The organism is Rhodanobacter sp. FW106-HT46G03 (genome assembly GCF_058789895.1).
This window is the reverse complement of the sequence record NZ_JBYTCC010000001.1, coordinates 424299-448453: the sequence shown is the minus strand read 5'-3', so window position 1 is coordinate 448453 and position 24155 is coordinate 424299. Positions and strand designations below refer to the sequence as shown.

Genomic DNA, 24155 nt, shown 5'->3' with positions numbered 1-24155 from the left:
TTCCACCCGGTGCACGCGGGTTGTCGTCAACCGGCAGCGCCACGGCGTGGTGTACCCTCCCCGCTTCCGTTTGCGCGGGTGTCGCGATGATCTACGTGCTGCTGGCCGCAGTGTGCAGCGTGCTGGTGTCGGTGCTGCTCAAGCTGGCGAAACGGCACGGTGTGGATGTGCCGCAGGCGGTGGCGTGGAACTACGTGGTCGCGGCACTGCTTGCCGCGTGGCTGCTGGCGCCCTCGCTGGCGCCGCTGCGCACGCCGGCCACCCCTTGGCCGGCGTTGGTGGCACTCGCGCTGTTGCTGCCGACGATCTTTGTGGCGCTGGGCGCCTCGGTGCGGCACGCCGGCATCGTGCGCTCCGATGCCGCGCAGCGGTTGTCGCTACTGCTTTCGCTGATCGCGGCGTTTGTGTTGTTCGGCGAACGGCTGGACGGCTGGAAGCTCGCCGGCTGCGGGCTTGGCCTTGCCGCGCTGATCGGCATGGTGTGGCGCCACGGGCATCCCCGCAGCGACGGACGGGCGGCGTGGGTCTGGCCGCTCACGGTATTCGTCGGTTTTGCCGCGATCGACGTGCTGTTCAAGCGCGTGGCCGCCGCCGGCGTACCGCTCGGCAGTGCGTTGCTGGCCATGTTCACGCTGGCGTTGCCGGTGGCCTTTGCGCTGGCGGCCTGGCACTCGCGCGGACGCTTCAACCGGCGCAGCGCCCTTGGCGGGGCGGCACTCGGTGCCTGCAATTTCGGCAACATCCTGTATTACCTCAAGGCGCATCGCGCACTGCCGGAGCATCCGGCGCTGGTGTTTGCCAGCATGAATCTCGGCGTGGTGATGCTTGGCGCGCTGGCCGGCGTGCTGGTGTTTCGCGAACGTCTGAGCCGGCTGAACCTGGCCGGCGTCGCGCTGGCGCTGGTCGCCATCGGGCTGCTCACCCGCGGTTGAGCGCGGCGAATGGCGCGGGTGCTTTGCCTGGCTCCGCACCCAATGCGGTCAGGCGCCTGCCGCTCCGCCGCCGGCGCCTGCACCGGGCCGAACGCCGGCAAACCGCGGTCCAACCCGAAAAAGTCCTAGCGACAGCGTGAATCGTTTGGCCCTATAAACGGCCATACGCGATTTTTTTCACTGGTCTGCTTGCGCGATTGCTGCGGTGCAGTATATTCAATGATGCCGCAGCTTCCCTTGGAAGAAGAGATATGAGCCACCCGCATGCCCAGGGCCTGTACGACCCGCGCTTCGAGCACGACGCCTGCGGCGTCGGTTTTGTCGCCCACATCAAGGGGCACAAAAGCCACGCCATCATCGACCAGGGGCTCGCGATCCTGAAGAACCTCAACCATCGCGGCGCGGTGGGGGCCGACCCGCTGATGGGCGATGGCGCCGGCATCCTCATCCAGATCCCCGATGCGCTGTATCGCGAGGAGCTTGCGCTGCAGGGCATCACCCTGCCGCCGCCGGGCGAATACGGCGTGGGCATGATCTTCCTGCCGAAGGAAAAGGCTGCGCGGCTGGCATGCGAACAAGAGCTGGAGCGCAAGGTCAAGGCCGAGGGCCAGGTGCTGCTCGGCTGGCGCGACGTGCCGGTCGACCATGCGATGGAAATGTCGCCCACGGTCAAGGCGAAGGAGCCGGTGATCCGCCAGATCTTCATCGGCCGCGGGCCGGACGTGATGGTGCCCGACGCGCTCGAGCGCAAGCTCTACGTGATCCGCAAGACTGCCAGCCATGCGATCCGCGCGCTCGACCTGAAGTACGGCGGCGAGTACTTCGTCACCTCGATGTCGACCCGCACCGTGGTCTACAAGGGCCTCCTGCTCTCCACCCAGGTGGGCCGCTACTACCGCGACCTGGCCGACCCGCGCGCGGTCTCCGCGCTGGCGCTGGTGCACCAGCGCTTCTCCACCAACACCTTCCCCGAGTGGGAGCTGGCGCACCCGTACCGCATGATCGCCCACAACGGCGAGATCAATACGGTCAAGGGCAACGTCAACTGGATCAACGCGCGCACCGGCGCGATTTCCTCCGCGGTGCTCGGCGACGACCTGCCGAAGCTGTGGCCGCTGATCTACCCCGGCCAGTCCGATACCGCCTCGTTCGACAACTGTCTCGAACTGCTGACCATGGCGGGCTACCCGCTCGCCCACGCGATGATGATGATGATTCCGGAAGCGTGGGAGCAGCACACGCTGATGGACGCCAACCGCCGCGCGTTCTACGAGTACCACGCGGCGATGATGGAGCCGTGGGACGGCCCGGCGGCGATCGCCTTTACCGATGGGCGCCAGGTCGGCGCCACGCTCGACCGCAACGGCCTGCGCCCGGCGCGCTACGTCATCACCGACGACGATCTGGTCGTGCTCGCCTCCGAGGCTGGCGTGCTGCCGATCCCGGAGTCGCGCATCGTCAAGAAATGGCGCCTGCAGCCGGGCAAGATGTTGCTGATCGACATGGCTGCCGGGCGCATCATCGACGATCAGGAGATCAAGGATCAGCTCGCCAACGCGCGCCCGTACAAGCAATGGATCAAGCGCATCAGCGTGCGTCTGGACGACCTCGTCGCGCCACGCCCGGAGCCGCGCAGCGAAGCGAGCCTGCTGGATGCCCAGCAGGCGTTCGGCTTCACCAAGGAAGACCTGAAATTCCAGCTCTTGCCGATGGCGGAAAACAGCCAGGAAGCGCTCGGCTCGATGGGCAACGACACGCCGCTGGCGGTGCTGTCGTCGAAGAACCGCTCGCTGTACGACTATTTCCGGCAAACCTTCGCGCAGATCACCAACCCCGCGATCGACCCGATCCGCGAACAGTTGGTGATGAGCCTGACCTCGTTCATCGGGCCCAAGCCGAACCTGCTGGACATCAACAACATCAACCCGCCGCTGCGGCTGGAAGTGACGCAGCCGGTGCTCGGCTTTGCCGACATGGCGAAGCTGCGCAAGATCGCGCGCTACTCCAAGAACAAGTTCCGCAGCCACACGCTGGACATCACCTACCCGGTGGCCTGGGGCGCGGCAGGCATCGAGGCGCGGCTGGCTTCGCTGTGCGCGCAGGCGGTGGATGCGATCAAGCAGGGCCACAACATCCTCATCGTGTCGGATCGCCAGGCCGACCGTGAGCGGGTGGCGATCCCCGCGCTGCTCGCCACCTCGGCGGTGCACCAGCACCTGGTAGCGCGCGGCCTGCGCACCTCGACCGGCCTGGTGGTGGAAACCGGCTCGGCGCGCGAGGTGCACCACTTTGCGCTGCTCGCCGGCTACGGCGCCGAGGCAATCCACCCCTACCTCGCGATGGAAACGCTCGAACGCCATTACGCCGATGCGCCGAACGGCGTCACCGCCGACAAGGCGATCGCGCATTACGTCAAGGCGATCAACAAGGGCTTGCAGAAGGTGATGTCCAAGATGGGCATCAGCACCTACATGTCCTACACCGGCGCGCAGATTTTCGAGGCGGTGGGCCTGTCGCGCGAGCTGGTGGACAAGTACTTCACCGGCACCACGTCGAACATCGAAGGCATCGGCCTGTTCCAGCTCGCCGAAGAAGCCTTGCAGCAGCACGCGGCCGCGTGGGGCGACGACCCGACGCTCGCCGATGCGCTCGCCGACGGCGGCGACTACGCCTGGCGCGTGCAGGGCGAGGAACACATGTGGACGCCCGACGCGATCGCGAAGCTGCAGCACGCGACGCGCGCCAACAACCCGCACGACTACCAGGAATACTCCGACATCATCAACGACCAGACGCGCCGGCACATGACGCTGCGCGGGCTGTTCGAGTTCAAGTTCAACACCGACGGCCCACTGCCGATCGACGAGGTGGAACCGGTCGAGAACATCCTCAAGCGCTTCGCCACCGGCGCGATGTCGCTCGGCTCGATCTCCACCGAGGCGCACACCTCGCTCGCGGTGGCAATGAACCGCATCGGCGGCAAGTCGAACACCGGCGAAGGCGGCGAGGACGCGGCACGCTACCGGCGCGAGATGCGCGGCGACACCATCAAGGAAGGCGAGACGCTGGCCGAGATCCTCGGCAAGCAGAACATCGTGCGCGATCTCACGCTGAAGGCCGGCGACTCGCTGCGCTCGCGCATCAAGCAGGTGGCCTCCGGGCGCTTCGGCGTCACCGCGGCGTATCTGGTTTCCGCCGACCAGATCCAGATCAAGATCGCGCAGGGCGCGAAGCCCGGCGAGGGCGGCCAGTTGCCGGGTCACAAAGTATCGCCGTACATCGCCAAGCTGCGCCACTCGGTGCCCGGCGTAGGGCTCATCTCGCCGCCGCCGCACCATGACATCTATTCCATCGAAGACCTCGCCCAGCTCATCCATGACCTGAAGAGCTGCAACCCGCAGGCCGACGTGTCGGTGAAGCTGGTTTCGGAAGTGGGCGTGGGCACGGTCGCGGCCGGCGTCGCCAAGGCCAAGGCCGACCACATCGTGATTGCCGGCCACGACGGCGGCACCGGCGCCTCGCCGTGGTCGTCGATCCGCCACGCCGGCTCGGCATGGGAGCTGGGCTTGGCCGAAACCCAGCAAACGCTGGTGCTGAACCGCCTGCGCGGCCGCGTGTGCGTGCAGGCGGACGGCCAAATGAAAACCGGCCGCGACGTGGTGGTTGCCGCGCTGCTCGGCGCCGACGAGTTCGGTTTCGCCACCGCACCGCTGGTCACCCAGGGCTGCATCCAGATGCGCAAGGGGCAGTTGAACACCTGCCCCACCGGCATCGCCACGCAGAACCCCGAGCTGCGCCGGCGCTTCAACGGCAAGCCCGAATACGTGGTCAATTACTTCTTTTTCGTGGCCGAGGAAGTGCGCCAATTGATGGCCAAGCTCGGCTTCCGCAAGTTCGACGACATGATCGGCCGCGCCGATCTCCTGGACACCCGCGTCGGCATCGAGCACTGGAAGGCGCGCGGGCTGGATTTCTCGCGCGTGTTCCATCGCCCGCAGGTGCCGGAAGGCACTGCGTGGCGGCACGTGGAACACCAGGATCACCAGCTCGACGGCGCCCTCGACCACGCGCTGATCGACAAGGCAAAGGCCGCGCTCGAGCATGGCGAAAAGACCAGCTTCATCGTCGACATCCGCAACGCCAACCGCAGCGTGGGCGCGATGCTCTCCGGCGTGCTCGCGCGCCTGCACGGCCAGGCGGGCCTGCCGGACGACACCATCCACGTGCAGATGAGCGGCACCGCCGGACAAAGCTTTGGCGCATTCCTCGCCCACGGCATCACCTTCGATCTCGTCGGCCAGGCCAACGACTACGTCGGCAAGGGGCTATCCGGCGGCCGCATCATCGTGCGCTCGCCGAACGACTTCCACGGGTTCGGCCCGGACCACATCATCGCCGGCAACACGCTGCTCTATGGCGCCACCAGCGGCGAGGCGTATTTCAACGGCGTGGCCGGCGAGCGTTTCGCGGTGCGCAACTCCGGCGCGATCACGGTGGTCGAGGGCGTCGGCGACCACGGCTGCGAATACATGACCGGCGGCACCGTGGTCGTGCTCGGCGAAACCGGGCGCAACTTCGCGGCCGGCATGTCCGGCGGCGTCGCCTACGTGTACGACCCGCACAACCAGTTCGAGGCGCGTTGCAACCTGGCCATGGTCGCGCTCGAACCGGTGCTTTCCGGCGTGGAACAAGGTGTGCGCATGGAACGTGCGCAGTGGCACCGCATCGGCGGCAGCCTGGCGGCAGCGGAAACCGACGAGGCGATCCTGCGCCGGCTGCTGGAGGCGCACTTCCGCTACACCGGCAGCTTCCGCGCCAAGGAAATCCTCGCCGACTGGCCGACGATGCGCGGCCGCTTCATCAAAGTGATGCCGACCGACTACCGGCGCGCGCTGATCGAAGTCGCTGCCGTTCGCGCCGCTGCCACCACCACCGTCTGAGGGCCACGCCATGGGCAAGATCACCGGCTTTCTCGAAATCCCGCGCCAGCCCGAGCCGATCCGGCCGATCGCCGAGCGCAAGCAGGATTTCCACGAATTCGTCGCCGAGATGGACGACGAGACCGCGCGCAAACAGGCCGCGCGCTGCATGGATTGCGGCATCCCGTTCTGCCACAACGGCTGCCCGGTCAACAACAAGATCCCGGACTGGAACGACCTCGTCTACAAGGCCGACTGGAGGCGCGCGCTCGACTCGCTGCTGTCCACCAACAACTTCCCCGAGTTCACCGGGCGCATCTGCCCGGCGCCGTGCGAAGCCGCATGCACGCTGGGGCTGTCCGCCGACCCGGTAGGCATCAAGTCGATCGAGCACAAGATCATCGACAAGGGTTGGGAGGAAGGCTGGGTGGTGCCGCAGCGCGCCGCGGTCAAGACCGGCAAGCGCGTCGCCGTGGTCGGTTCCGGCCCGGCCGGGCTCGCCTGCGCACAGCAGCTGGCGCGCGTCGGCCACGCCGTCACCGTGTTCGAGAAGAACGACCGCATCGGCGGCCTGATGCGCTACGGCATCCCCGATTTCAAGCTGGAAAAGACCCACATCGACCGCCGCATCGACCAGATGCAAAAAGAAGACGTGGTGTTCCGCACCAACGTCTACATCGGCAACCCCGAGGACGCGATGGGCTTCTGCCAGCCGCAGACCGTCACCCCGGCCGAGCTCGAACGCGAGTTCGACGCGGTGGTGCTCTCCGGCGGCTCGGAAACCCCGCGCGACCTGCCGGTGCCCGGCCGCGAATTGAACGGCGTGCACTTTGCGCTGGATTTCCTGCCGCAGCAGAATCGGGTCGACGCCGGCGACACGCTCACCGACCAGATCCTCGCCACCGGCAAGCCGGTGATCGTGATCGGCGGCGGCGACACCGGCTCGGACTGCGTCGGCACCTCCAACCGCCAGGGCTGCACCGGCGTCACCCAGTTCGAGCTGATGCCGCGCCCGCCGGTGCAGGAAAACAAACTGCTGACCTGGCCCTACTGGCCGCTCAAGCTGCGCACGTCGAGCTCGCACGAGGAAGGCTGCGAACGCGACTGGAAGGTGGGCACCAAGCGCTTCAACGACGACGGCCACGGCAACGTCAAGAGCCTCACCGCCGTGCGCCTCGAATTCCACGGCCGCGAGTTCAAGGAGCTGCCGGATACGGAGTTCGAGATTCCGGCGCAACTGGTGCTGCTGGCGATGGGCTTCGTCTCGCCCCGGCAAAAAGTGCTCGACGCCTTCGGCGTCGCCAAGGACAAGCGCGGCAACGCCAAGGCCATCAGCGAAGGCGTGAACCCCTACCACACCAGCGTGCCGCGCGTGTTTACCGCCGGCGACATGCGCCGCGGCCAGTCGCTGGTGGTCTGGGCGATCCGCGAGGGCCGCCAATGCGCCCGCGCGGTGGACGAGTTCCTGATGGGCACGAGCGTGCTGCCGCGCTGAGTTCGCCCGGTAGATCGGCGAGTCCGTGGAAAGCGGCGACCAACGGTTGCCCTGATCACTGAGCCTGCCACGTCGCACCCTGCCGGCGGCGGGACACACGGCGCCGCGGCGTCCAGCGGACGTGCGCGGACGGCGCCTTCCCGCACCCCCGACGATGCCCGGCGACTCGGGTGGCCCCGACCACGACAACCCGGAGCCCGCCGCCTTCGCGCCTCAGGTATCGCGCACGATCAGGCGGGCGGGAAGCATCTGTGACGGCGCGGGGTTGCCGTCGATCAGCGCGAGCACCTTGCGCGCCAGCAGCACGCCGCCTTCCTGCCAATCCTGTTCGACGCTGGAAAGCGGCGGCAAAAAGCCCGCGCCATGCGGAGTATTGTCGTAGCCGACAACGGAGACGTCGTTGGGCACGCCAATGCCCAGCTCGACCAGGGCGCGAATGGCGCCCATCGCCAACAGGTCGCTGCCGGCGAAGATGGCGTCGAACTTGAGCTTGCGCCGGGCCAGCGAGCGGACGACTTTGGCGCCCGCCTCGAGCGTCCAGCCGGCCGGCGGCATCACGGTAGGTTCCAGTTGCTGCTTGGCGAGCTCGGCGGCAAACCCTTGCAGGCGCTGCGCCATCTCCGGGTGCTCGACATTGCCGATGAACACCGGGTGGCGACGACCCAGCGACAGGAACCGCGCCGCGACGCTCGCGCCGCCCTGCTGGTTGTCGCTGCCGACGACGACGTGGCGATCGTCGGTCGATTCCGCGCCCCAGACCACCATCGGCAGGCCCAGGCGCTCGTATTGCGATTCGGCTTTGCCGCGTTCGCCCTGACCCAGCAGGATCAGCCCATCGGCGGTCTGGATGGTGGCATTGGCGATGCCCTGACGGGTAGTGAGCAGCACGCTGTACCCGGCCGAGGTCAGCTCCTGCGAGATACCGCCCAGCAAGGCCAGCGGGTACGGATCCCACATGGTGCGGTTGCTCGAAGGTTGCATCTCGACAATCACCGCCACCGTCTTGCTGCGCCGCAGGCGCAAATTGCGCGCACTGACATTGAGCCGATAGCCCTGCTGGTGAGCGAGCGCCTGCAGCCGCTCGCGCGTCTTGCGCGCCACCAGCGGACTGTCGGCCAGCGCGCGCGAGATAGTGATCTTGGACACCCCCGCCAGCCGGGCCAGATCGGCCATGGTCGGGGTGGCCGCGGCGGCAACGGTCAGCTTCTTCCTGGTTGGACTCACGGTTCCACGGCTCCCGGTATCAGCGTCGACCATCGCCTCAGCGGCGAGGCCCCAGTGTCGCCGCGTACCCGCCTCCGTTCAACATGAAAAGTGCGGAGAAGGTCGTTGCAAAGCCAATGTTACCGATATCTTGATATCGGTAACATTGGCTCGTATGCTCGCCTTCGTCGGCGCCGGCTGCGCTGTATCCGAAGGAGTAACACGGCTGATGGTCGACCAAGGCACCCACTCCGCCAACACCACGGCAGCCACTCCGGCAACCGATGCGTGGCGGCTGCACCGCCGCGATGGCGGGCCAATGGATCGCGCGGTCAACGAAAGCCTGTTTGTGCTCGCCAACGGCACGCTCGGCGTACGCGCTGGCAGCGAAGAAGGCAGCAGCCCGACGCAAGCTTGTTTTCTCGTCGGGGTGTGGGAACGCTCGCCCATCCATTACCACGAGCGCTTCACCGGGTTTGCCGCGCACACCGACACGCGCCTGCCCGTGGCCGACGCCAGCCGCATCCGGTTGTGGCTTGGCAACGAACGGATCGACCCGGATACAGACGCCGCGCATGCGAGCGAACGCGAACTCGATCTGCGCCACGGCAGCTACCGGCGCACCCTGCGCTGGCAGGCGGCGACCGGCGGCACAGTGGAGATCACCGCCGAGCGGGTGGTGCCGTTGGACCGGCCGGCCTTGCTGGCGATTCGCTATCGCGTGCGCTCGCTGGATTACCGCGGGCCGATCCGCCTGGAATCGGCGATCGACACCGCGCGCAACGCCACCACCCAAGGCGACGACCCACGCGTGGGGGCGGCGGTGGACGGCGGGCTTGCCACCCACGCCAGCGCAGCCGACACGGCCGGTGCGTGGGTGGCGCAGCATACCCGCCACAGTGCGATCCGACTCGTCTGCGCGCAGGCGCACGGGCTGTCCAGCACCAGCCATCTCATTGCCGGCGAAGCAAGCACCTCCGCTGCCGGCGTATGCCAGACATTCCACGGCGAACTTGCACCGGGCACCTGCGTGGTGCTCGACAAGTTCGCAACCTGGACGTGGTCCGAACCAGGTGCCAACGCGGAAACGGACCCTGTTCTGCTGACCGATGCCAGGGCGGCGTTGGCCACGGCCGGACAAGCGGGCTTCCCCTCCCTGCTTGCCGGCCAGGCGGAACGGTTTCGCCAGTTGTGGGAGCGCGCCGACCTGGCCATCGACGGGCCGGCGGAAGTGGAACAAGCGCTGCGTTTCAACCTGTTCCAGCTGTTTCAGTCCGGCAGCCGCAGTGACGGGTTCAGCACCGCCGCCAAGGGCCTGACCGGCGAAGGCTACGAGGGCCACGTTTTCTGGGATACCGAGGCGTTCGTGCTGCCGGCGCTGACCCAGGTGGCGCCGGACATGGCGCGCCACCTACTGGCGTGGCGCTACCGCACGCTGGACCAGGCGCGCGCCCACGCCCGCGAGCTGGACCACCCGCGCGGTGCGCTGTACCCGTGGCGCACGATCAGCGGCAACGAGTGCTCGGCGTACTTTCCCGGCGGTTCAGCGCAGTACCACATCAACGCCGCCATCGCGTGGGCGATCCGCTGGTACGTCACGGTGACGGGCGACGAGGCGTTCCTGCGCCAGATGGGCGCGGAGATGCTGTTCGAAACAGCACGCATCTGGATCGCCATCGGCCACCACGATGCCCGCCGCGGCGGTGCGTTCTGCCTGTGCGAGGTCACCGGCCCGGACGAGTACTCGGCGCTAGTCGACAACAACCACTACACCAACCGCATGGCGCAACAGCACCTGCGCGACGCGGTCGCCACCGCGGACTGGCTGGCCGGGCACTTCCCCTCCGACTACGCCAACCTGGTTGGCCGCATCGAGCTCGGGCCGGACGAAATCGCCGCTTGGCAACGCGCCGCCGACACGATGTATCTGCCGGTCGACACCGCGCTGGGCGTGTTCCCGCAGGATGACGGTTTTCTCGACAAGCCGCGCCTTCCCGATGCCGACATGCGCAATGTGGCGTTGCGCCCGATGCTGCTGCACCGCCACCCGCTGAGCCTTTATCGCCACCAGGTGTGCAAGCAGGCCGACGTCGTGCTGGCGCTGACGCTGGCGGGCACTGCGATCCATCCCGCCGCCAAGCACCGCAACTTCGACTATTACGAGCCGCTCACGCTGCACGACTCCACGTTGTCGGCCTCGACGTTTTCCGTGGTGGCCAGCGAGGTCGGATACGACGCCAAGGCGTACCGGTATTTCCTCGATACCTTGCGCGTCGATCTGGACGACTCGCACGGCAATGCCGCACACGGCCTGCACATGGCCGCCATGGCCGGCAGCTGGCTGGCGCTGGTGTGGGGCTTCGGCGGGCTGCGCGTACGCGATGGCCATCTGCACTTGGCGCCGCGCCTGCCCGCGGCCTGGCGCGGTTGCCGTTTCGCGGTGGTTTGGCATGCCGCGCGCCTGCGCGTCGAGATCACCGCCACCGAGGCGCGCTACACGCTGCTGCAAGGCGCGGCACTGGCCTTCCATCACTACCGGCAAGCGCAGCATCTGGAACGCGGCCAGACCCTGGTGCTGCCGATCCCCCCCTTCGCGCTGCCTGCCGTGCAAGCCGTGGTGTTCGATCTCGACGGCGTGCTGGCCGACACCGCGGTGCTGCACCGCGCGGCATGGCAAGCCCTGGCCGGGGAAATCGGCGCGCCCTTCGACGAGACCATCGCCGAGCGCATGAAGGGCGTCGACCGCCTGGGCTCGCTGGAGATCCTGCTGGAGCGCGCGCCGCACCATTACGACGATGCGGAAAAGGCGGCACTGGCCGCGCGCAAGAACGCGCGCTACGTCGAGCTGGTGGAGGCGCTCACGCCGGACAACCTCTTGCCGGGCGCACGCCGCGCGCTGGCGTCGGTGCGCGCCGCCGGCCTCAAGCTGGCGCTCGCATCGGCCAGCCGCAACGCGCCCCTGCTGCTGCAACACCTGGCGCTCGAGGGCGCGTTCGACTACGTGGTCGACGCGCGCCGCATCCGCCATTCCAAGCCGCACCCCGAAATCTTTCTCGCCGCCGCCAAGGGCCTGGGGCTAGCGCCCGAGGCTTGCATCGGTGTCGAGGATGCCCGCGCCGGCATTGCCGGTATCCACGCCGCCGGCATGCTGGCCGTGGGTATCGGCAATGCGAAGCAGCTGTTTGAAGCAGACGTGTTGTTGCCGAATATCGCCGCGTTCGACATCAACCGCATCACCAAGACAAGCGGCGTTCCGGCACGGCCGATGGCCGACGCCACGACATAAGTTGGTACTCATGGGGAGAACGACAATGAACGCACGATCGATGAAAGGCTTGACGCTGTCCACCGCCATAGCCGCCGCACTGGCAACCGGCGCCGCCTGGGCACAGGACACGCCCGCGGCGCCGAACGCCACCCCGGCCAGCAGCCAGGTCGCAAAAGCACCCAACACCACCAAGAACGGCAAGCAGGTGCAATCGCTGGATACGGTGGTCGTCACCGGTGCCGCTACCGTCGCCGGCGTCCGCAAGATCGACGCCAGCTATTCCATTACCACCGCCTCGGCCGCACAAATCCAGCAGGACAACCCGCGCAGTGCCGCCGACCTGTTGAAGATGTCGCCCGGCGTATGGCCGGAATCCACCGGCGGCCAGACCGGCGCCAATATCGAGATCGCCGGTTTCCCGGGTGGCGGCGATGCGCCGTTCTACACCAACCAGATCATGGGCACGCCGCTGTACGGCATGCCGTCGTTGTCGTTCTTCGAGCAAAGCTCGATGTTCCGGCTTGACGACACCATCGACCACGTGGAAATTCTGCAGGGTGGCCCTTCGGTGGTGTTCGGCGATGGCCAGATTGGCCTGACCTCAAACTACATTCTCAAGCAGGGCACCGAGCACCCCTCGGGCAGCATCGGCGCCACTGTTGGCACCGGCAATCTGCGCCGCATCGACGGCTTCTACGGCTTCCCGATCGGCAGCAGCGGCAACTGGTTCGGCAGCGTCGGCGGGTTCTACCGTGACAACGACGGCATCCGCGATCCGCAGTTCGCCGCCGACAAGGGCGGCCAGCTGACCGCCACCCTGACCCGCGACTGGGACAACGGCTCGCTGGTGCTGTGGGCGCGCGGCCTGGACGACAAGAATCAGTTCATCACCCCGATTCCGCTGCTGCAGACCAGCGGCCAGGGCACCTTCTCGGCCTACCCCGGCTTCGATCCGCTGACCAGCACCTACTACAGCAAGGCGATGCAACACGTGTACCTCGCCAGCTACCCCGGTGGCGGGATCAACGCGGATCTTGCTGACGGCCGCGGTTCGCAGCTCGGCTTCTTTGGCGCCAACTTCGACTGGGACTTCGGCAACGGCTGGACCATCAGCGACAAGTTCCTGGTGGACGGCGGCAACATGGACACCAACGCGCTGTTCTCGGGTTCCAACCCGCAGACGCTGGCGTCGTGGATGACCGGCAATGGCGTCCCGGCCGGCACCGCGGTCACCGCCAACTACACCAATGGCACCGGGTTCGTCACCGATCCCAATGCCGACGTGATCAGCCAGGGCTGGTGGCATATCCACAAGAACCTGAAGAGCGCGATCAACGATTTCCGCCTCAGCAAGGAATTGTTCGAGGGCAACACGCTGACCGCCGGGGTGTACTTGGCCCATTACACCGACGACGACCGCTGGTCGCTCGGCAACCCGATGCTGATGACCAACACGCCCAACGCCACGCCGATCGCGGTGAGCTACGTGCAGAACGGCCAGACCTATGCGGTGACCGACAAGCAGGGCGTGATCTCCAACGGCGGCTACAACATCACCGAAAACGGCGTGGCCACCAACAAGGCCTTCTACCTGTCCGATACCTGGAAACTGGATGCGTGGATCCTGGACGCGTCGGTGCGCACCGAAAACGAGAACGCGCACAACACGGTGTGCAACCTCAGCAGCGTGAATCTCGACGGCAATGCCAACACGCTCTACGACAACAGCGTCTCGATGTGCAATGGCACGTACTCGCGCACCAACTACAACAAGACCCATACCTCGTGGACGGTCGGTGCCACCTACAAGGTGGCGGACAACCTGTCGGTCTACGCCCGCGCCAACCGCGGTGCGCATTTCAACGGCTTTGACGACCTGCGCGGCAGCAACACCGGCGACACCCCGCCGCTGCTCAAGGTCGAGAACTACGAAGCGGGCTTCAAGTACCAGAATCCGTACGTGAGTTCGGACATCTCGGTCTACCACCGCAACTTCGACGGCCTGAGCTACCAGCCTTCGAGCTTCGGCGTGCCGTTCGGGCCCAAGAAAACCTACGGCTCCACCACCAACGGGCTCAACTTCATCATCACCGCCAGCACGCCGGACAAGATGTTCACCTCGACCTGGTCGGGCGACATCATGCACGGCCATTACACCAACTTCCTCGGCAACGCGGAGTTCGTCGGCTTGGCCACGGCGGACAACCCTTCCGGGATGTTCGTCGGCACCTTCCAGGGCAAGCAGTTGCAGCGCCAGCCGAAATTCCAGATGCGCTGGACGCCGGCGCTGAACCTGCCGGTGGCGGATGGCGCCCTGCGGTTGTGGTTCACGATGGAGTACGTGGGCAACCACACGCAGGACCAGCTGGCCCTGCAGCAACTGGGCAGCTACACCGACTTCAGCCTCGGCGCGCAATATACGTGGCAGAAGCACTGGGTATTCACGCTGCTCGGTTCCAATGTCACCGACACGCTCGGGCTGACCGAGTCGAACTCGCGCATTGCCGGTTCCGGTGCCGGCGCCAACGGGGTGATCCTGGCGCGGCCACTGGAAGGCCATCAGTACACGTTCCAGGCGAAGTACCAGTTCTGACGTCCTGACGCTTCCGCGCAGGGCGATCCGGGCATGCGCCACCCGCCCGGATCGCCCTGCCCGGTGCGCGCCACCGATCCGGGGTGTGCATGAACCGATATCGCACCATCGCCGCACTCGCGTTGACCTACGTGGTCTTCGCGATCCTGCTCAACAGCGTGGGTACGGTGATCCTGCAGTCCATGGCCAGCTTCGGCGTCGACAAGACCCGGGCCAGCCTGCTCGAATTATTCAAGGACCTCACCATTGCGGTGGTGTCCTTCGGCGTGGCCTCGTTTCTGCCGTTGATCGGCTACAAGCGCGCCATGCTGATTGCGCTGGCGCTGCTTGGCGGCGCCTGCCTGCTGATGCCGCTGTGGCCGGGGTTTCGCACCACCGAGCTGCTGTTCACCTGCATCGGTGTGTCCTTTGCGCTGGCCAAGGTCGGCGTGTACAGCTCGATTGGCCTGCTGACGACCAACCCCGGCGCGCATGGCCGGCTGACCTCCACCATCGAAGGCATGTTCATGCTGGGCGTGCTGGTCGGCAACTGGCTGTTCAGCGCCTTCGTCGACCACGCCAACCCGGCCAACCTCGGGTGGCTCAACGTGTACTGGTGGCTGGCTGGCGCCTGCGCCGCGGTGATCCTGCTGCTGGCGAGTTGCGAGCTGGATGAATCGGCCGCGCACAACGCGCACACCGGCACCCTGTCCGGCTCGCTGGTGGAAATGCTCCAGCTGTTTGCCCGGCCGCTGGTCTACGTGTTCCTGATCTCGGCCTTCCTCTACGTGCTGATCGAACAGAGCTTCTCCACCTGGCTGCCGACGTTCAACAACGAGATCCTCAAGCTGCCCAATGCGATGAGCATCCAGATCGCCAGCATCCTGCCGGCCGCGCTGGCCCTGGGCCGCCTCGGCGCCGGGCAGGCCTTGCGCCGCATGCACTGGTACGTGCTGCTCAACCTCTGCGTCATCGGCATGGGCGTCGTGGTGCTGGTCAGCCTGCCGCTGGCACGCGGTGTCCTGCCGCGCGCGGATATCGCGTGGTTCAACGCGCCCATCGCCGCCTACGTTTTCCCGCTGGTGGGCCTGCTGATGGCACCCATTTATCCGGTCATCAACTCGGTGGTGCTGAGCGCGTTGCCGAAGCCTTCGCACGCCGCGATGACCGGGCTGATCGTGATCTTCTCCGCGCTGGGCGGCACCCTTGGCTCGCGCATCACCGCGATCGTGTTCACCCGCTCCAACGGCATCGACGCGTTCTACTTTTCACTGGTGCCGATGAGCCTGGTGCTGGTGACGCTCTACTTTTTCAAGCGCGAAACCGATCGCGTCCGTCCGCCGGAACCCGTGGTCGGCGTCGCAACGTCCGACTGACGACACGGCCAGGGCACCAACGCCACGCCCACGCAAGGAGTCCGCATGCACCATCGTCTCGTTCGCATCGCCTGCCTCACGCTCGCGACCTTGCTCGCCACCCCGGTCATGGCGGCCGAAGACCCCAGCTTTCTCCTGACCGCGACCAGCGCGGATTTCGGCCATTACTTTCCCGGCTACCTGGCCAACGGCTACTTCTCGGTGATGACCTCGGTGCGCGGCACCGAACCCGACCGCAGCTACATGGTCGCGTTCATGGACTACGACCCGAAGGACATTTCCCGCCCGGCCGCAATCCCGGGCTGGAACGAGGTCGACTACAACCCCGGCGGCGGATGGCTCAACGCGACGCGGCTGGACCCCAAGATCTTTGCCCACTACACGCAGACATTGAACCTGCACGACGCCACGCTGACCACGCGCTACGACTTCAACTACGCGAACAAGTCGACCGGAATCGAGGTGCAGAGCTTCGTCAGCCAGGCCGACCCGCACCTGGCGGCGGTGCGGTTCACCATCACCCCGCACTTCGACGGCGAGGTGACGCTCAGCTTCCCGATCCGGTTGTGGTCGGAACACGCGCCGCGCTTTCCGATCGCCAGTCTGAGCGGGGAGCAGATGATTTCTGCGGTGATCGCCAGTGGGCAAAACCTCGGCAACAAGCCGGTGCCCACGCCGGACCGCGCCGCGGTGTGGTACCCCGGTTACACCCGGGTGCTGGCGGCCAACGGCGACGCGCAGACGCTGACACTGTGGCTGGACGGCCAGGCCAAGCAGGGGCTGGCGATGGCCGAGGCGGCCGCACTGCAACTGCCGGCCGGTCTTGCCGCCAAGGACGTGCACGTCAGCCAAGGGCCGTACAAGCTTTCGCTCGACCTCACCGTGCCGGTTCGATCCGGCCAACGCTACGCCTTCACCAAGTACGTTGCGGTTTCGCGCGCCGGCTGGGGCGGCGACGCCAAGGCGGATCTCGCCGCTGCCGTGGCCGCCCGCCAGACCGGCTTCGACCCGCTGCTGGCGCGGCACGTTGCGGCGTGGCACCAGCTATGGCAATCCGACATCGTGGTGGATGGCGACCCGCAGGTGCAGCGGGCGGTGCACTCGGATCTGTACTACCTGCTGGCGAACACCACGGTGGGCACCGCCTGGCCGATGGGCGCCTGCGCGCTCACCCCCAACTACGCCGGCCACGCGTTCTGGGACAGCGATTCGTGGGTGTTCCCTGCACTCCTGCTGTTGCACCCGGAGCGCGCCAAACCGATCGTGATGTTCCGCGACCGCACGATGGCGCCGGCTGCGGCGCGCGCGCGGCACTACGGCGCGAAGGGGCTGATGTACCCGTGGGAATCCGATCCGCAAACCGGCGTCGACAACACGCCACATTTTGCCTACGACGTGTACCGCGAGATCCACGTCAACGCCGACATTGCCATCGCGCAATGGCAGTACTGGCTGGCCACTGGCGACCGCGACTGGCTGCAGCGGGACGGCTGGCCGGTGATCCGCGGCATTGCCGAGTTCTGGGCCAGCCGGGTCACCTACGACCAGGCCCACGACCGCTACGAGATCCTGCACGTCACCTCGCCCGACGAGGCGTACAGCGACGTGCCCAATGACACCTTCACCAATGCCGCCGCGCAAAAGGCGCTGCGCATCGCGGTCACGGCCGCCAAACAGGTGGGCGCCACGCCCGACCCGCAGTGGTCGCGGATTGCCGACAAGATGTATCTCCCGTTCAACGCCGCGGCGCAACGCCATGAAGACTTCGACCCGTCGGTGCCGCACGACAAGATCACCTGGATGGGGTCTTCGCTGGCGTGGTTGATGTACCCCAACCTCGACCTGCCGATGAGCGCCACGGTGCGCCGCAACGACTTCGATTTTCAGCTGCAGGCGCTGCAAACCCACGGCGACGACCCGAATGAAATGATGATGGTGATGCTCGCCGTGGGCGAGGCGGAGCTGGGCAACGGCAAGGCCGCCGGCGACTGGCTGCAGCGCAACCTGGTCGGTTTTCTCAAGCCCCCGTTCAACGTGCGCACCGAAACCGCGGCCAACAACGCCGGCTACATCCTGGCCACTTCCGCCGGCTACATCCAAAGCCTCGTGTATGGCCTGACCGGCCTGCGCATCAACGACAAGGGGCTCGATGCCGCCTATCCACCGGTGCTGCCGCCCAGCTGGAAATCACTCACGCTCAAGCACATCCAGTTTCGCGGCCAGCGCTTCGACATCCGCCTCCAACGCGATGCTGCAGGCAACACGAATTTGATAAAGACAGCGCAGTGAGGCGCCCGACATGACTTCCAACCCCTCGGCTCCTGTGCGCCGCTCGCGCGGGCGAGCCAACCCACCGCGGTAACCGGCAAAGTCCGCCATGTCCACGCCCGCACCCACGCTGCTGGAAGCCCTGCGCCAGGTTGGCAACCTGCTGCAGGCGGGCGACCTGCAGCGGGCACACGACCAGCTTCGGATACTCGTCGCGAATCATCCGGACTGCGTGGAAGCCCTGCGCCTGCTCGGTGGCCTGCGCCTCGGGCTTGGCGATGCCGAGGAGGCCGAGCAACTGCTGCGCCGCGCGCTGGCGCTCGACCCGGCGTGGGCGCCGACGCTCGCCACGCTGGGCGAGCTGCTGCTTACCGCCGGCCGTAACGAAGAAGGCGAGTCCCTGCTGCGCCGCGCGGCGACCAAGTTGCCGGCAGCCGCGCTGCGCCTCGCACGCCATTACAACGATCAGCTGCGCCCGGCTGATGCGCTGTCCACCATCGCTCCGCGGTGTGCCGCCGGCCGCGTGGATGCCGCGTTTGCGGCGCAGCACGTGGCGGCGCTGGCGGCGCTGGGCCGCGCCGCGGAAGCGGTGGAGTTCTACCGCCATGCAGCGGAAACCGCCGTCGACCAGACCTCCGCCGCGCACGCGCTCGCCATCGCCCTGGCCGCCGCTGGCCAGCATGCCGAGGCCGAGCGCGCCGCCGGCCGCGCGCTGGCGCGCGAGCACCCCGATGCCACTGCCTACTTCACCCGTGCCCGCAGCCGGGTGGCGCTGGGCGAGTTCACCCGCGCGGAAGCGGATCTGCGCGACGGCCTGCGGCTGGCGCCGCGCGACGCCGAGGCACACGACCACCTCGCGCGGCTGGTGTGGATGCGCAGCGGCGATCTCGCCGCCAGCACCGCGATGCTGGACGCGGCGCTGCGCCGTTTTCCCGGCGAGGAGACCCTGCTCGCCACCAAGGCCGCGATCCTGCAGGGTGTGGGCGATGCGCGCGGCGCCTGGGCCTGCCTCGCCGCCGCCGCGGAGCGCCCGCAGGCCGCGCCCACCCTGCTGGTGCGCGCCGGACTCAGCGCACTGGCCTTCGATCCGGCTACCGCCCAGACGCTGGCGCAACGCGCACTGCAACGCCAACCCACCGCCAGCACCGCGCGCAGCCTGCTTGCCGCTGCACTGCTCGGCACCGGCGACGCTGCGCGCGCGCTCGAACAGTGCGAGACCCTGCTTGCCGACGCGCCCGACGACCAGTACCTGATCGCCCTTGAGACCACCGCGTGGCGGATGCTCGGCGACCCGCACCACGCGGTGTACTGCGACTACCCGCACCTGGTGCGCCCGTACCAGGTGCCGACGCCGGATGGATGGCCAAACCTCCCAGCCTTCCTCGCCGACCTCAAGCGCAGCCTGGAACGCTTGCACGATCCGCACGGCCATCCGCTGCTGTTCCAGTCGTTGCGCCACGGCACCGAGACCACGACGGACCTGGCGCGCCACGCCAACCCGGTGATCCAGGCTCTGTTTCGCGCCTTCGACGCCCCCATCCGCGACTACCTGGCCGGCCTCGGCCAGGGCGACGACGCGTTGCGCCGGCGCAACCGCGGCAACTACCGCTACCACGGCAGCTGGTCGGTGCGGCTGCGCAACGCCGGCTTCCACGCCAACCATGTACACCCGCGCGGCTGGATCTCCTCGGCCTGCTACATCGACCTGCCCGCAAGCATGGCCGACGGCGATACGGACGCCGGCTGGCTCACCTTCGGCCAGCCCGGCATCATCACCACGCCACCGCTGCCCGCACAGCACGCCGTGCATCCCGAGCCCGGCATGCTGGTGCTGTTCCCCTCTTATGTGTGGCACGGCACCGTGCCGTTCCACAGCGAGCAGGCACGCCTGACGGTGGCCTTCGACGCGGTGCCGGGAGCGCCCGCATGAAACACGTCGCCATTGCCACGATCCTGCTTGCACTGGCGACGCCGCCCGTGATCGCCGCCACTGACGCCAGCTTCGTGCTGCAGGCCAGCGCCGCCGATTGGGCAAATTACTTTCCCGGACAGTTGGGCAACGGTTACGCCTCCACGCTGACCGCGCCGCGCGGCACAGAAGACGCACCGGCTTATCTCGTCGCCTTCATGGATCGCACGCCCGGCGACATCGCACGCCCGGCCGTCGTGCCCGCATGGAGCGCCATCGACTACCGCACCGAGAGCGGCGCCTGGCTCAACGCCGCGCCACTGGACGCCGCGCATTTCCAGGACTACGCGCAGACCTTGGACATGCACGACGGCACGCTGGCCACGCGCTACGCCTACCGCGACGGCGAACGCAGCACCGACGTCGAAGTCCTCTCGCTGGTGAGCCAGGCCTCGCCGCACCTCGCCGGCAGCCGGCTCGTCCTCACGCCGCATTCCGATGGCCGCGTGGAGCTGTCGTTTGCACTGGACGCCTGGGCGCCGCACCAGCCGCGCTTCGCGCTGGCCCGCATCAGCGATGCGGAAATGCACCAGGAGCTGGACAAGTACCACCTGAAACTGGAACCCGTCGCGCCCGCCACGCCGGATCGCGCAGCGCTGTGGTATCCCGGCACCACCGAGGTGCTGGACCGCGGCGGTGATGCCACGCAGCTCACGCTGTGGCTCGAGGGCCGTGCCGCAAACGGCGCGGCGATGGCGGCAGCGGTCGCCGTGGCGCTGCCGCAAGACATGCACCCAATCTCGGCCAAGGTGGTGCGCGACGGCCTGCACCTGGCGCTCGACGTGGTGGTGGATGTGCACAAGAACCATCGCTACCGCTTCGCCAAGTTCGTCGCCGTCTCGCGCACAGGCTGGGGCGGCGACGCACGAGCCGACCTCGCGCTGGCCACACAGGCACGCGAGCGGGACTTCGACGCGCTGCTGCACGCGCAACGGGAGGCCTGGCACGCGCTGTGGAAGTCCGACGTGGTGATCGACGGCGACCCCGCCGCACAGCGCATCGTGCACGCGGACCTCTACTACCTGCTGTCCAATGTGACACCCGGCACCGCGTGGGCCACCGGCGGCTGCGGCATGACGCCGGGCTATGCCGGGCACGTGTTCTGGGACAGCGACACCTGGGTGTTCCCCGCCCTGCTCCTGCTGCATCCGGAGCGTGCGAAATCGCTGGTGGCGTTCCGCGCCCGCACGCTGCCGGCGGCCGAGGCGCGCGCCCGTGCCCGCGACCTGCGCGGCGCGATGTATCCGTGGGAGGCCGACCCCGACGACGGCAGCTCGCAGACACCGCACTCGGCTCAGGTGCTCGACGAGCGCGAGATCCATGTCAACGCCGACGTCGCCATCGCGCAGTGGCAGTACTGGCTGGCCAGCGGCGACAAGGCATGGCTGCGCCGGCACGGCTGGCCGGTGATCCACGCCGTCGCCGATTTCTGGGCCAGCCGCGCCACTTGGAACGCGGCGAAGCAACGCTGGGAGATCGAGCACGTCACCTCGGTGGACGAGGACTACAGCGACGTGCCCAACGACACCTACACCAATGCCGCGGCGCGCAAGGCGCTGCAAATCGCCGCCGCCGCGGCCGCCGTGCTCGGCGAAACCGCCGACCCGCGCTGGACCAGGGTCGCGGATGGCCTGTACCTGCCATTCTCCGACGGGCACCACCTCGACTTCGACCCGTCCGTGCCGCACAACCGCGACACCTGGGGCGGCAGCTCGCTGCCGATGCTCGCGCTGCCTTCGCTGGATTTGCCGATGACCACGGCCGTGCGCCGCCGCGACTACGCCTACGCGCTCGGTCCGATCGAGCATTCCAGCCATGACCCGAACAGCATGGGCCTTGCCCCGCTGTCGATCGCCGCCACCACCGCGGGCGACAGCGCGGATGCCGAGATGTGGTTCGAGCGCAACCTCAAGGCGCACGTGGTGCAGACGCCGTTCGACGTGCGCACCGAGACCGCGCACAACAACACCGGCTACTTCCTCACCGCCAGCGCCGGCATGCTGCAGAACATCCTCTACGGCTTCACCGGCCTGCGCATCGAGTCGAAGGGACTGGTGCCGGCCTATCCGCCGATGCTGCCCGCGCGATGGAAGTCGCTGACGCTGCGCGACGTCACTTTCCGCAACCGGCATATCGACATCACCGTGCGCCGCGGCGCCAACGGCAAGCCGGCGCTGTCGCTGACCACCATCCGTTCCACTGGGGACATCTCACCATGAAACTCCACACTCGCCTCGCCGCCATGCTGCTGGCGATGGCGTCCGCGCCACTGGCCAGCGCGGCCACGCCCGACGCCGCGAAAACGCTCGACTACATCCACCACGCCTGGTCCACGCTCACGCGGCAGATGGCCGACTGCTCCGCCTTCGGCAAGGGGCCGGGCGACACGCACCTGGTGATCTACCTGCCGCATCAACTGCCGATGCCGGAAGCATTGCCGCGCATCGCCAAGGCCTGTCAGGTCGAGGTACGCCGATTGCCGCAGACGATTCACCAGCTCGGTGAGCTGGACGCCGCCACCCTGCCGGTACAAGGCCTGCTCTACCTGCCGCATCCCTACGTGGTGCCGGGCGGTTTCTTCAACGAAATGTACGGCTGGGACAGCTACTTCATCGAGCTGGGCTTGCTGGCCGATCACCACACGGCGCTGGCGCGCGACATGGTGGACAACGCGCTGTTCGAGGTGCAGCACTACGGCGGCGTGCTCAACGCCAACCGCAGCTACTACCTCAGTCGCTCGCAGCCGCCGTTCCTCTCCGCCATGATGGCCGCGCTGCTCGCCGATCCCGCCAGCTTCCGCGATGCCACGGACCGGCGTGCCTGGCTGGCCCAGGCCTACCCGCTGGCCGTGCGCAACCACGACCTCTGGCTGCGGCCCGGACACCGCGCCGGCGACACCGGCCTGGCACGCTACTTCGATTACGGCCACGGCCCGGTGCTGGAAGCGCACGACGCCAGCTACTACCAGGGCGTGATCCGTTGGCTACTGGCGCATCGGGCAGCAGATCCCGGCTATCTCGTCCAGGCGTCGCAGCACCCCGATGCCGCTGAAACCGAACGGCTGAAGGCCGCGAGCTGCGATGTCACGGCCTCGAAGGCCTGCGCCGGCGCGTGGGTGGACGGCTACCGACTCAGCGCCGACTACTACCTCGGCGACCGCGCGATGCGCGAATCGGGCTTCGACGTGAACTTCCACTTCGGCCCGTTCGCCGGTGCCACCCACCACTACGCGGCGGTGGGCCTGAACAGCCTGCTCTACCGCTACGAGCGCGACCTGCACGACTTCGCGGTGGAACTCGGCAAAACCGCCGACGCCGCCCGCTGGCAGCAGGCCGCCGCCGCGCGCCAGGCGGCGATGGACAAATACCTGTGGCAGCCGGCGCAAGGCATGTACATGGACTACGACTTCGTCGCGGGCAAGCCCTCCACCGACCCCTACCTCAACACCTTCTACCCGCTGTGGGCGGGCGCCGCCTCCACTGCCCAGGCACAGGCGCTGCGCGGCAAGCTCGCACTGTTCGAGCAGCGCGGCGGCCTGGCGATGAGCACGCGCACCACCGGCGCGCAATGGGACGCGCCCTACGGCTGGGCGCCGACCAACTGGCTCGCCATCGCCGGCCTGGACGCCCACGGCTTCCACACCGACGCGCGCCGCCTCGCCGGCAAGTTCATGGCCAGCGTGGATCGCGGCTTCGCCGCCGACGGCACCATCCGCGAGAAATACAACATGGCGCAGGGCAACGCCGCGGTGAAGATCACCGCCGGCTACACGCAGAACGTGATCGGCTTCGGCTGGACCAACGGCGTGTACCTGAAGCTGCACCAGCTGCTCGATCACGCCACCACCCAGGCGCCCGCTTCGTCAAAGCAGCCAGGCACCTTGGGCGACTGAGGGCCTGCTCCGACGTTTCAAGGCACAAGGATCGCCTGCGCTTTCGTGCCAGCCGCGAGCGTAAGGCTCTTCATGATCGGCCCCCGCGGCATTCCGGCCCCTGGCCCGCGATGCTCCCGACTACCACGACAGCCAGCACACGCCTGCTCGCTGGAAGCCGCGTAAACCTGAAGCGGCCCGACGCGTCGCACATCGCCGTCTTGCGCCTCGTCAGCAGTCGGCGTTCCCGGTACCACTGCGACGGTCGGAACCAAGACCACG

Annotated in this window: 11 protein-coding genes; 10 read left to right on the top strand and 1 reads right to left on the bottom strand. The window is 67.6% G+C overall.

Annotated features, from left to right (window positions below; translation table 11 throughout):
- Window positions 1-86: 86 nt before the first annotated feature.
- From AC3WP6_RS01825 to AC3WP6_RS01815, 3 genes are all read left to right on the top strand, one after another.
- Window positions 87-932, top strand: a complete 846-nt coding sequence (locus tag AC3WP6_RS01825; RefSeq protein ID WP_492626089.1) for an EamA family transporter — start codon at window positions 87-89, stop codon at window positions 930-932.
- Between the two features lie 251 nt (window positions 933-1183).
- Window positions 1184-5872 (top strand): glutamate synthase-related protein, encoded by a 4689-nt coding sequence (locus AC3WP6_RS01820; RefSeq protein WP_492626088.1) that lies wholly within the window; start codon window positions 1184-1186, stop codon window positions 5870-5872.
- Window positions 5873-5882: 10 nt separating this feature from the next.
- Window positions 5883-7346: a glutamate synthase subunit beta gene (locus tag AC3WP6_RS01815; RefSeq protein ID WP_492626087.1), complete on the top strand. Its 1464-nt coding sequence runs from the start codon at window positions 5883-5885 to the stop codon at window positions 7344-7346.
- Window positions 7347-7559: 213 nt separating this feature from the next.
- Here the strand turns inward: AC3WP6_RS01815 and AC3WP6_RS01810 are convergent, their stop codons facing one another.
- A complete protein-coding gene (locus AC3WP6_RS01810; protein ID WP_492628622.1) occupies window positions 7560-8519 on the bottom strand; it encodes a LacI family DNA-binding transcriptional regulator in 960 nt (319 codons plus the stop codon).
- A gap of 259 nt (window positions 8520-8778) precedes the next feature.
- Between AC3WP6_RS01810 and pgmB the strand changes: the two genes are divergently transcribed.
- From pgmB to AC3WP6_RS01775, 7 genes are all read left to right on the top strand, one after another.
- Window positions 8779-11835, top strand: coding sequence for a beta-phosphoglucomutase (pgmB, locus tag AC3WP6_RS01805; protein ID WP_492626086.1), 3057 nt, complete (start codon window positions 8779-8781; stop codon window positions 11833-11835).
- Between the two features lie 25 nt (window positions 11836-11860).
- Entirely contained in the window at window positions 11861-14410 is a 2550-nt protein-coding gene (locus tag AC3WP6_RS01800; protein WP_492626085.1) for a TonB-dependent receptor, read from the top strand.
- A gap of 89 nt (window positions 14411-14499) precedes the next feature.
- On the top strand, window positions 14500-15765 hold the full coding sequence (locus tag AC3WP6_RS01795; protein WP_492626084.1) for an MFS transporter: 1266 nt from the start codon (window positions 14500-14502) through the stop codon (window positions 15763-15765).
- 45 nt (window positions 15766-15810) lie between these two features.
- A complete protein-coding gene (locus AC3WP6_RS01790) occupies window positions 15811-18054 on the top strand; it encodes a glycosyl hydrolase family 95 catalytic domain-containing protein (protein WP_492626083.1) in 2244 nt (747 codons plus the stop codon).
- An 88-nt stretch (window positions 18055-18142) separates the two neighbouring features.
- Complete coding sequence (locus AC3WP6_RS01785) at window positions 18143-19963, top strand: putative 2OG-Fe(II) oxygenase (protein WP_492626082.1); 1821 nt, start codon at window positions 18143-18145, stop codon at window positions 19961-19963.
- The gene (locus AC3WP6_RS01780; protein WP_492626081.1) at window positions 19960-22221 is read left to right on the top strand and encodes a glycoside hydrolase family 65 protein; all 2262 of its coding nucleotides are present in this window, start codon (window positions 19960-19962) and stop codon (window positions 22219-22221) included. Before AC3WP6_RS01785 ends, AC3WP6_RS01780 begins: the two co-directional genes overlap by 4 nt.
- Window positions 22218-23894 (top strand): trehalase family glycosidase, encoded by a 1677-nt coding sequence (locus AC3WP6_RS01775; protein WP_492626080.1) that lies wholly within the window; start codon window positions 22218-22220, stop codon window positions 23892-23894. The genes AC3WP6_RS01780 and AC3WP6_RS01775 overlap by 4 nt, the downstream gene beginning before the upstream one ends.
- The last annotated feature ends 261 nt before the right edge of the window (window positions 23895-24155 follow it).

Coding starts and splice junctions, on each gene's coding strand:
- AC3WP6_RS01825 (WP_492626089.1), top strand. CDS start 87: ATGATCTACGTGCTGCTGGCCGCAGTGTGCAGCGTGCTGGTGTCGGTG.
- AC3WP6_RS01820 (WP_492626088.1), top strand. CDS start 1,184: ATGAGCCACCCGCATGCCCAGGGCCTGTACGACCCGCGCTTCGAGCAC.
- AC3WP6_RS01815 (WP_492626087.1), top strand. CDS start 5,883: ATGGGCAAGATCACCGGCTTTCTCGAAATCCCGCGCCAGCCCGAGCCG.
- AC3WP6_RS01810 (WP_492628622.1), bottom strand. CDS start 8,519: ATGGCCGATCTGGCCCGGCTGGCGGGGGTGTCCAAGATCACTATCTCG.
- pgmB (WP_492626086.1), top strand. CDS start 8,779: ATGGTCGACCAAGGCACCCACTCCGCCAACACCACGGCAGCCACTCCG.
- AC3WP6_RS01800 (WP_492626085.1), top strand. CDS start 11,861: ATGAACGCACGATCGATGAAAGGCTTGACGCTGTCCACCGCCATAGCC.
- AC3WP6_RS01795 (WP_492626084.1), top strand. CDS start 14,500: ATGAACCGATATCGCACCATCGCCGCACTCGCGTTGACCTACGTGGTC.
- AC3WP6_RS01790 (WP_492626083.1), top strand. CDS start 15,811: ATGCACCATCGTCTCGTTCGCATCGCCTGCCTCACGCTCGCGACCTTG.
- AC3WP6_RS01785 (WP_492626082.1), top strand. CDS start 18,143: ATGTCCACGCCCGCACCCACGCTGCTGGAAGCCCTGCGCCAGGTTGGC.
- AC3WP6_RS01780 (WP_492626081.1), top strand. CDS start 19,960: ATGAAACACGTCGCCATTGCCACGATCCTGCTTGCACTGGCGACGCCG.
- AC3WP6_RS01775 (WP_492626080.1), top strand. CDS start 22,218: ATGAAACTCCACACTCGCCTCGCCGCCATGCTGCTGGCGATGGCGTCC.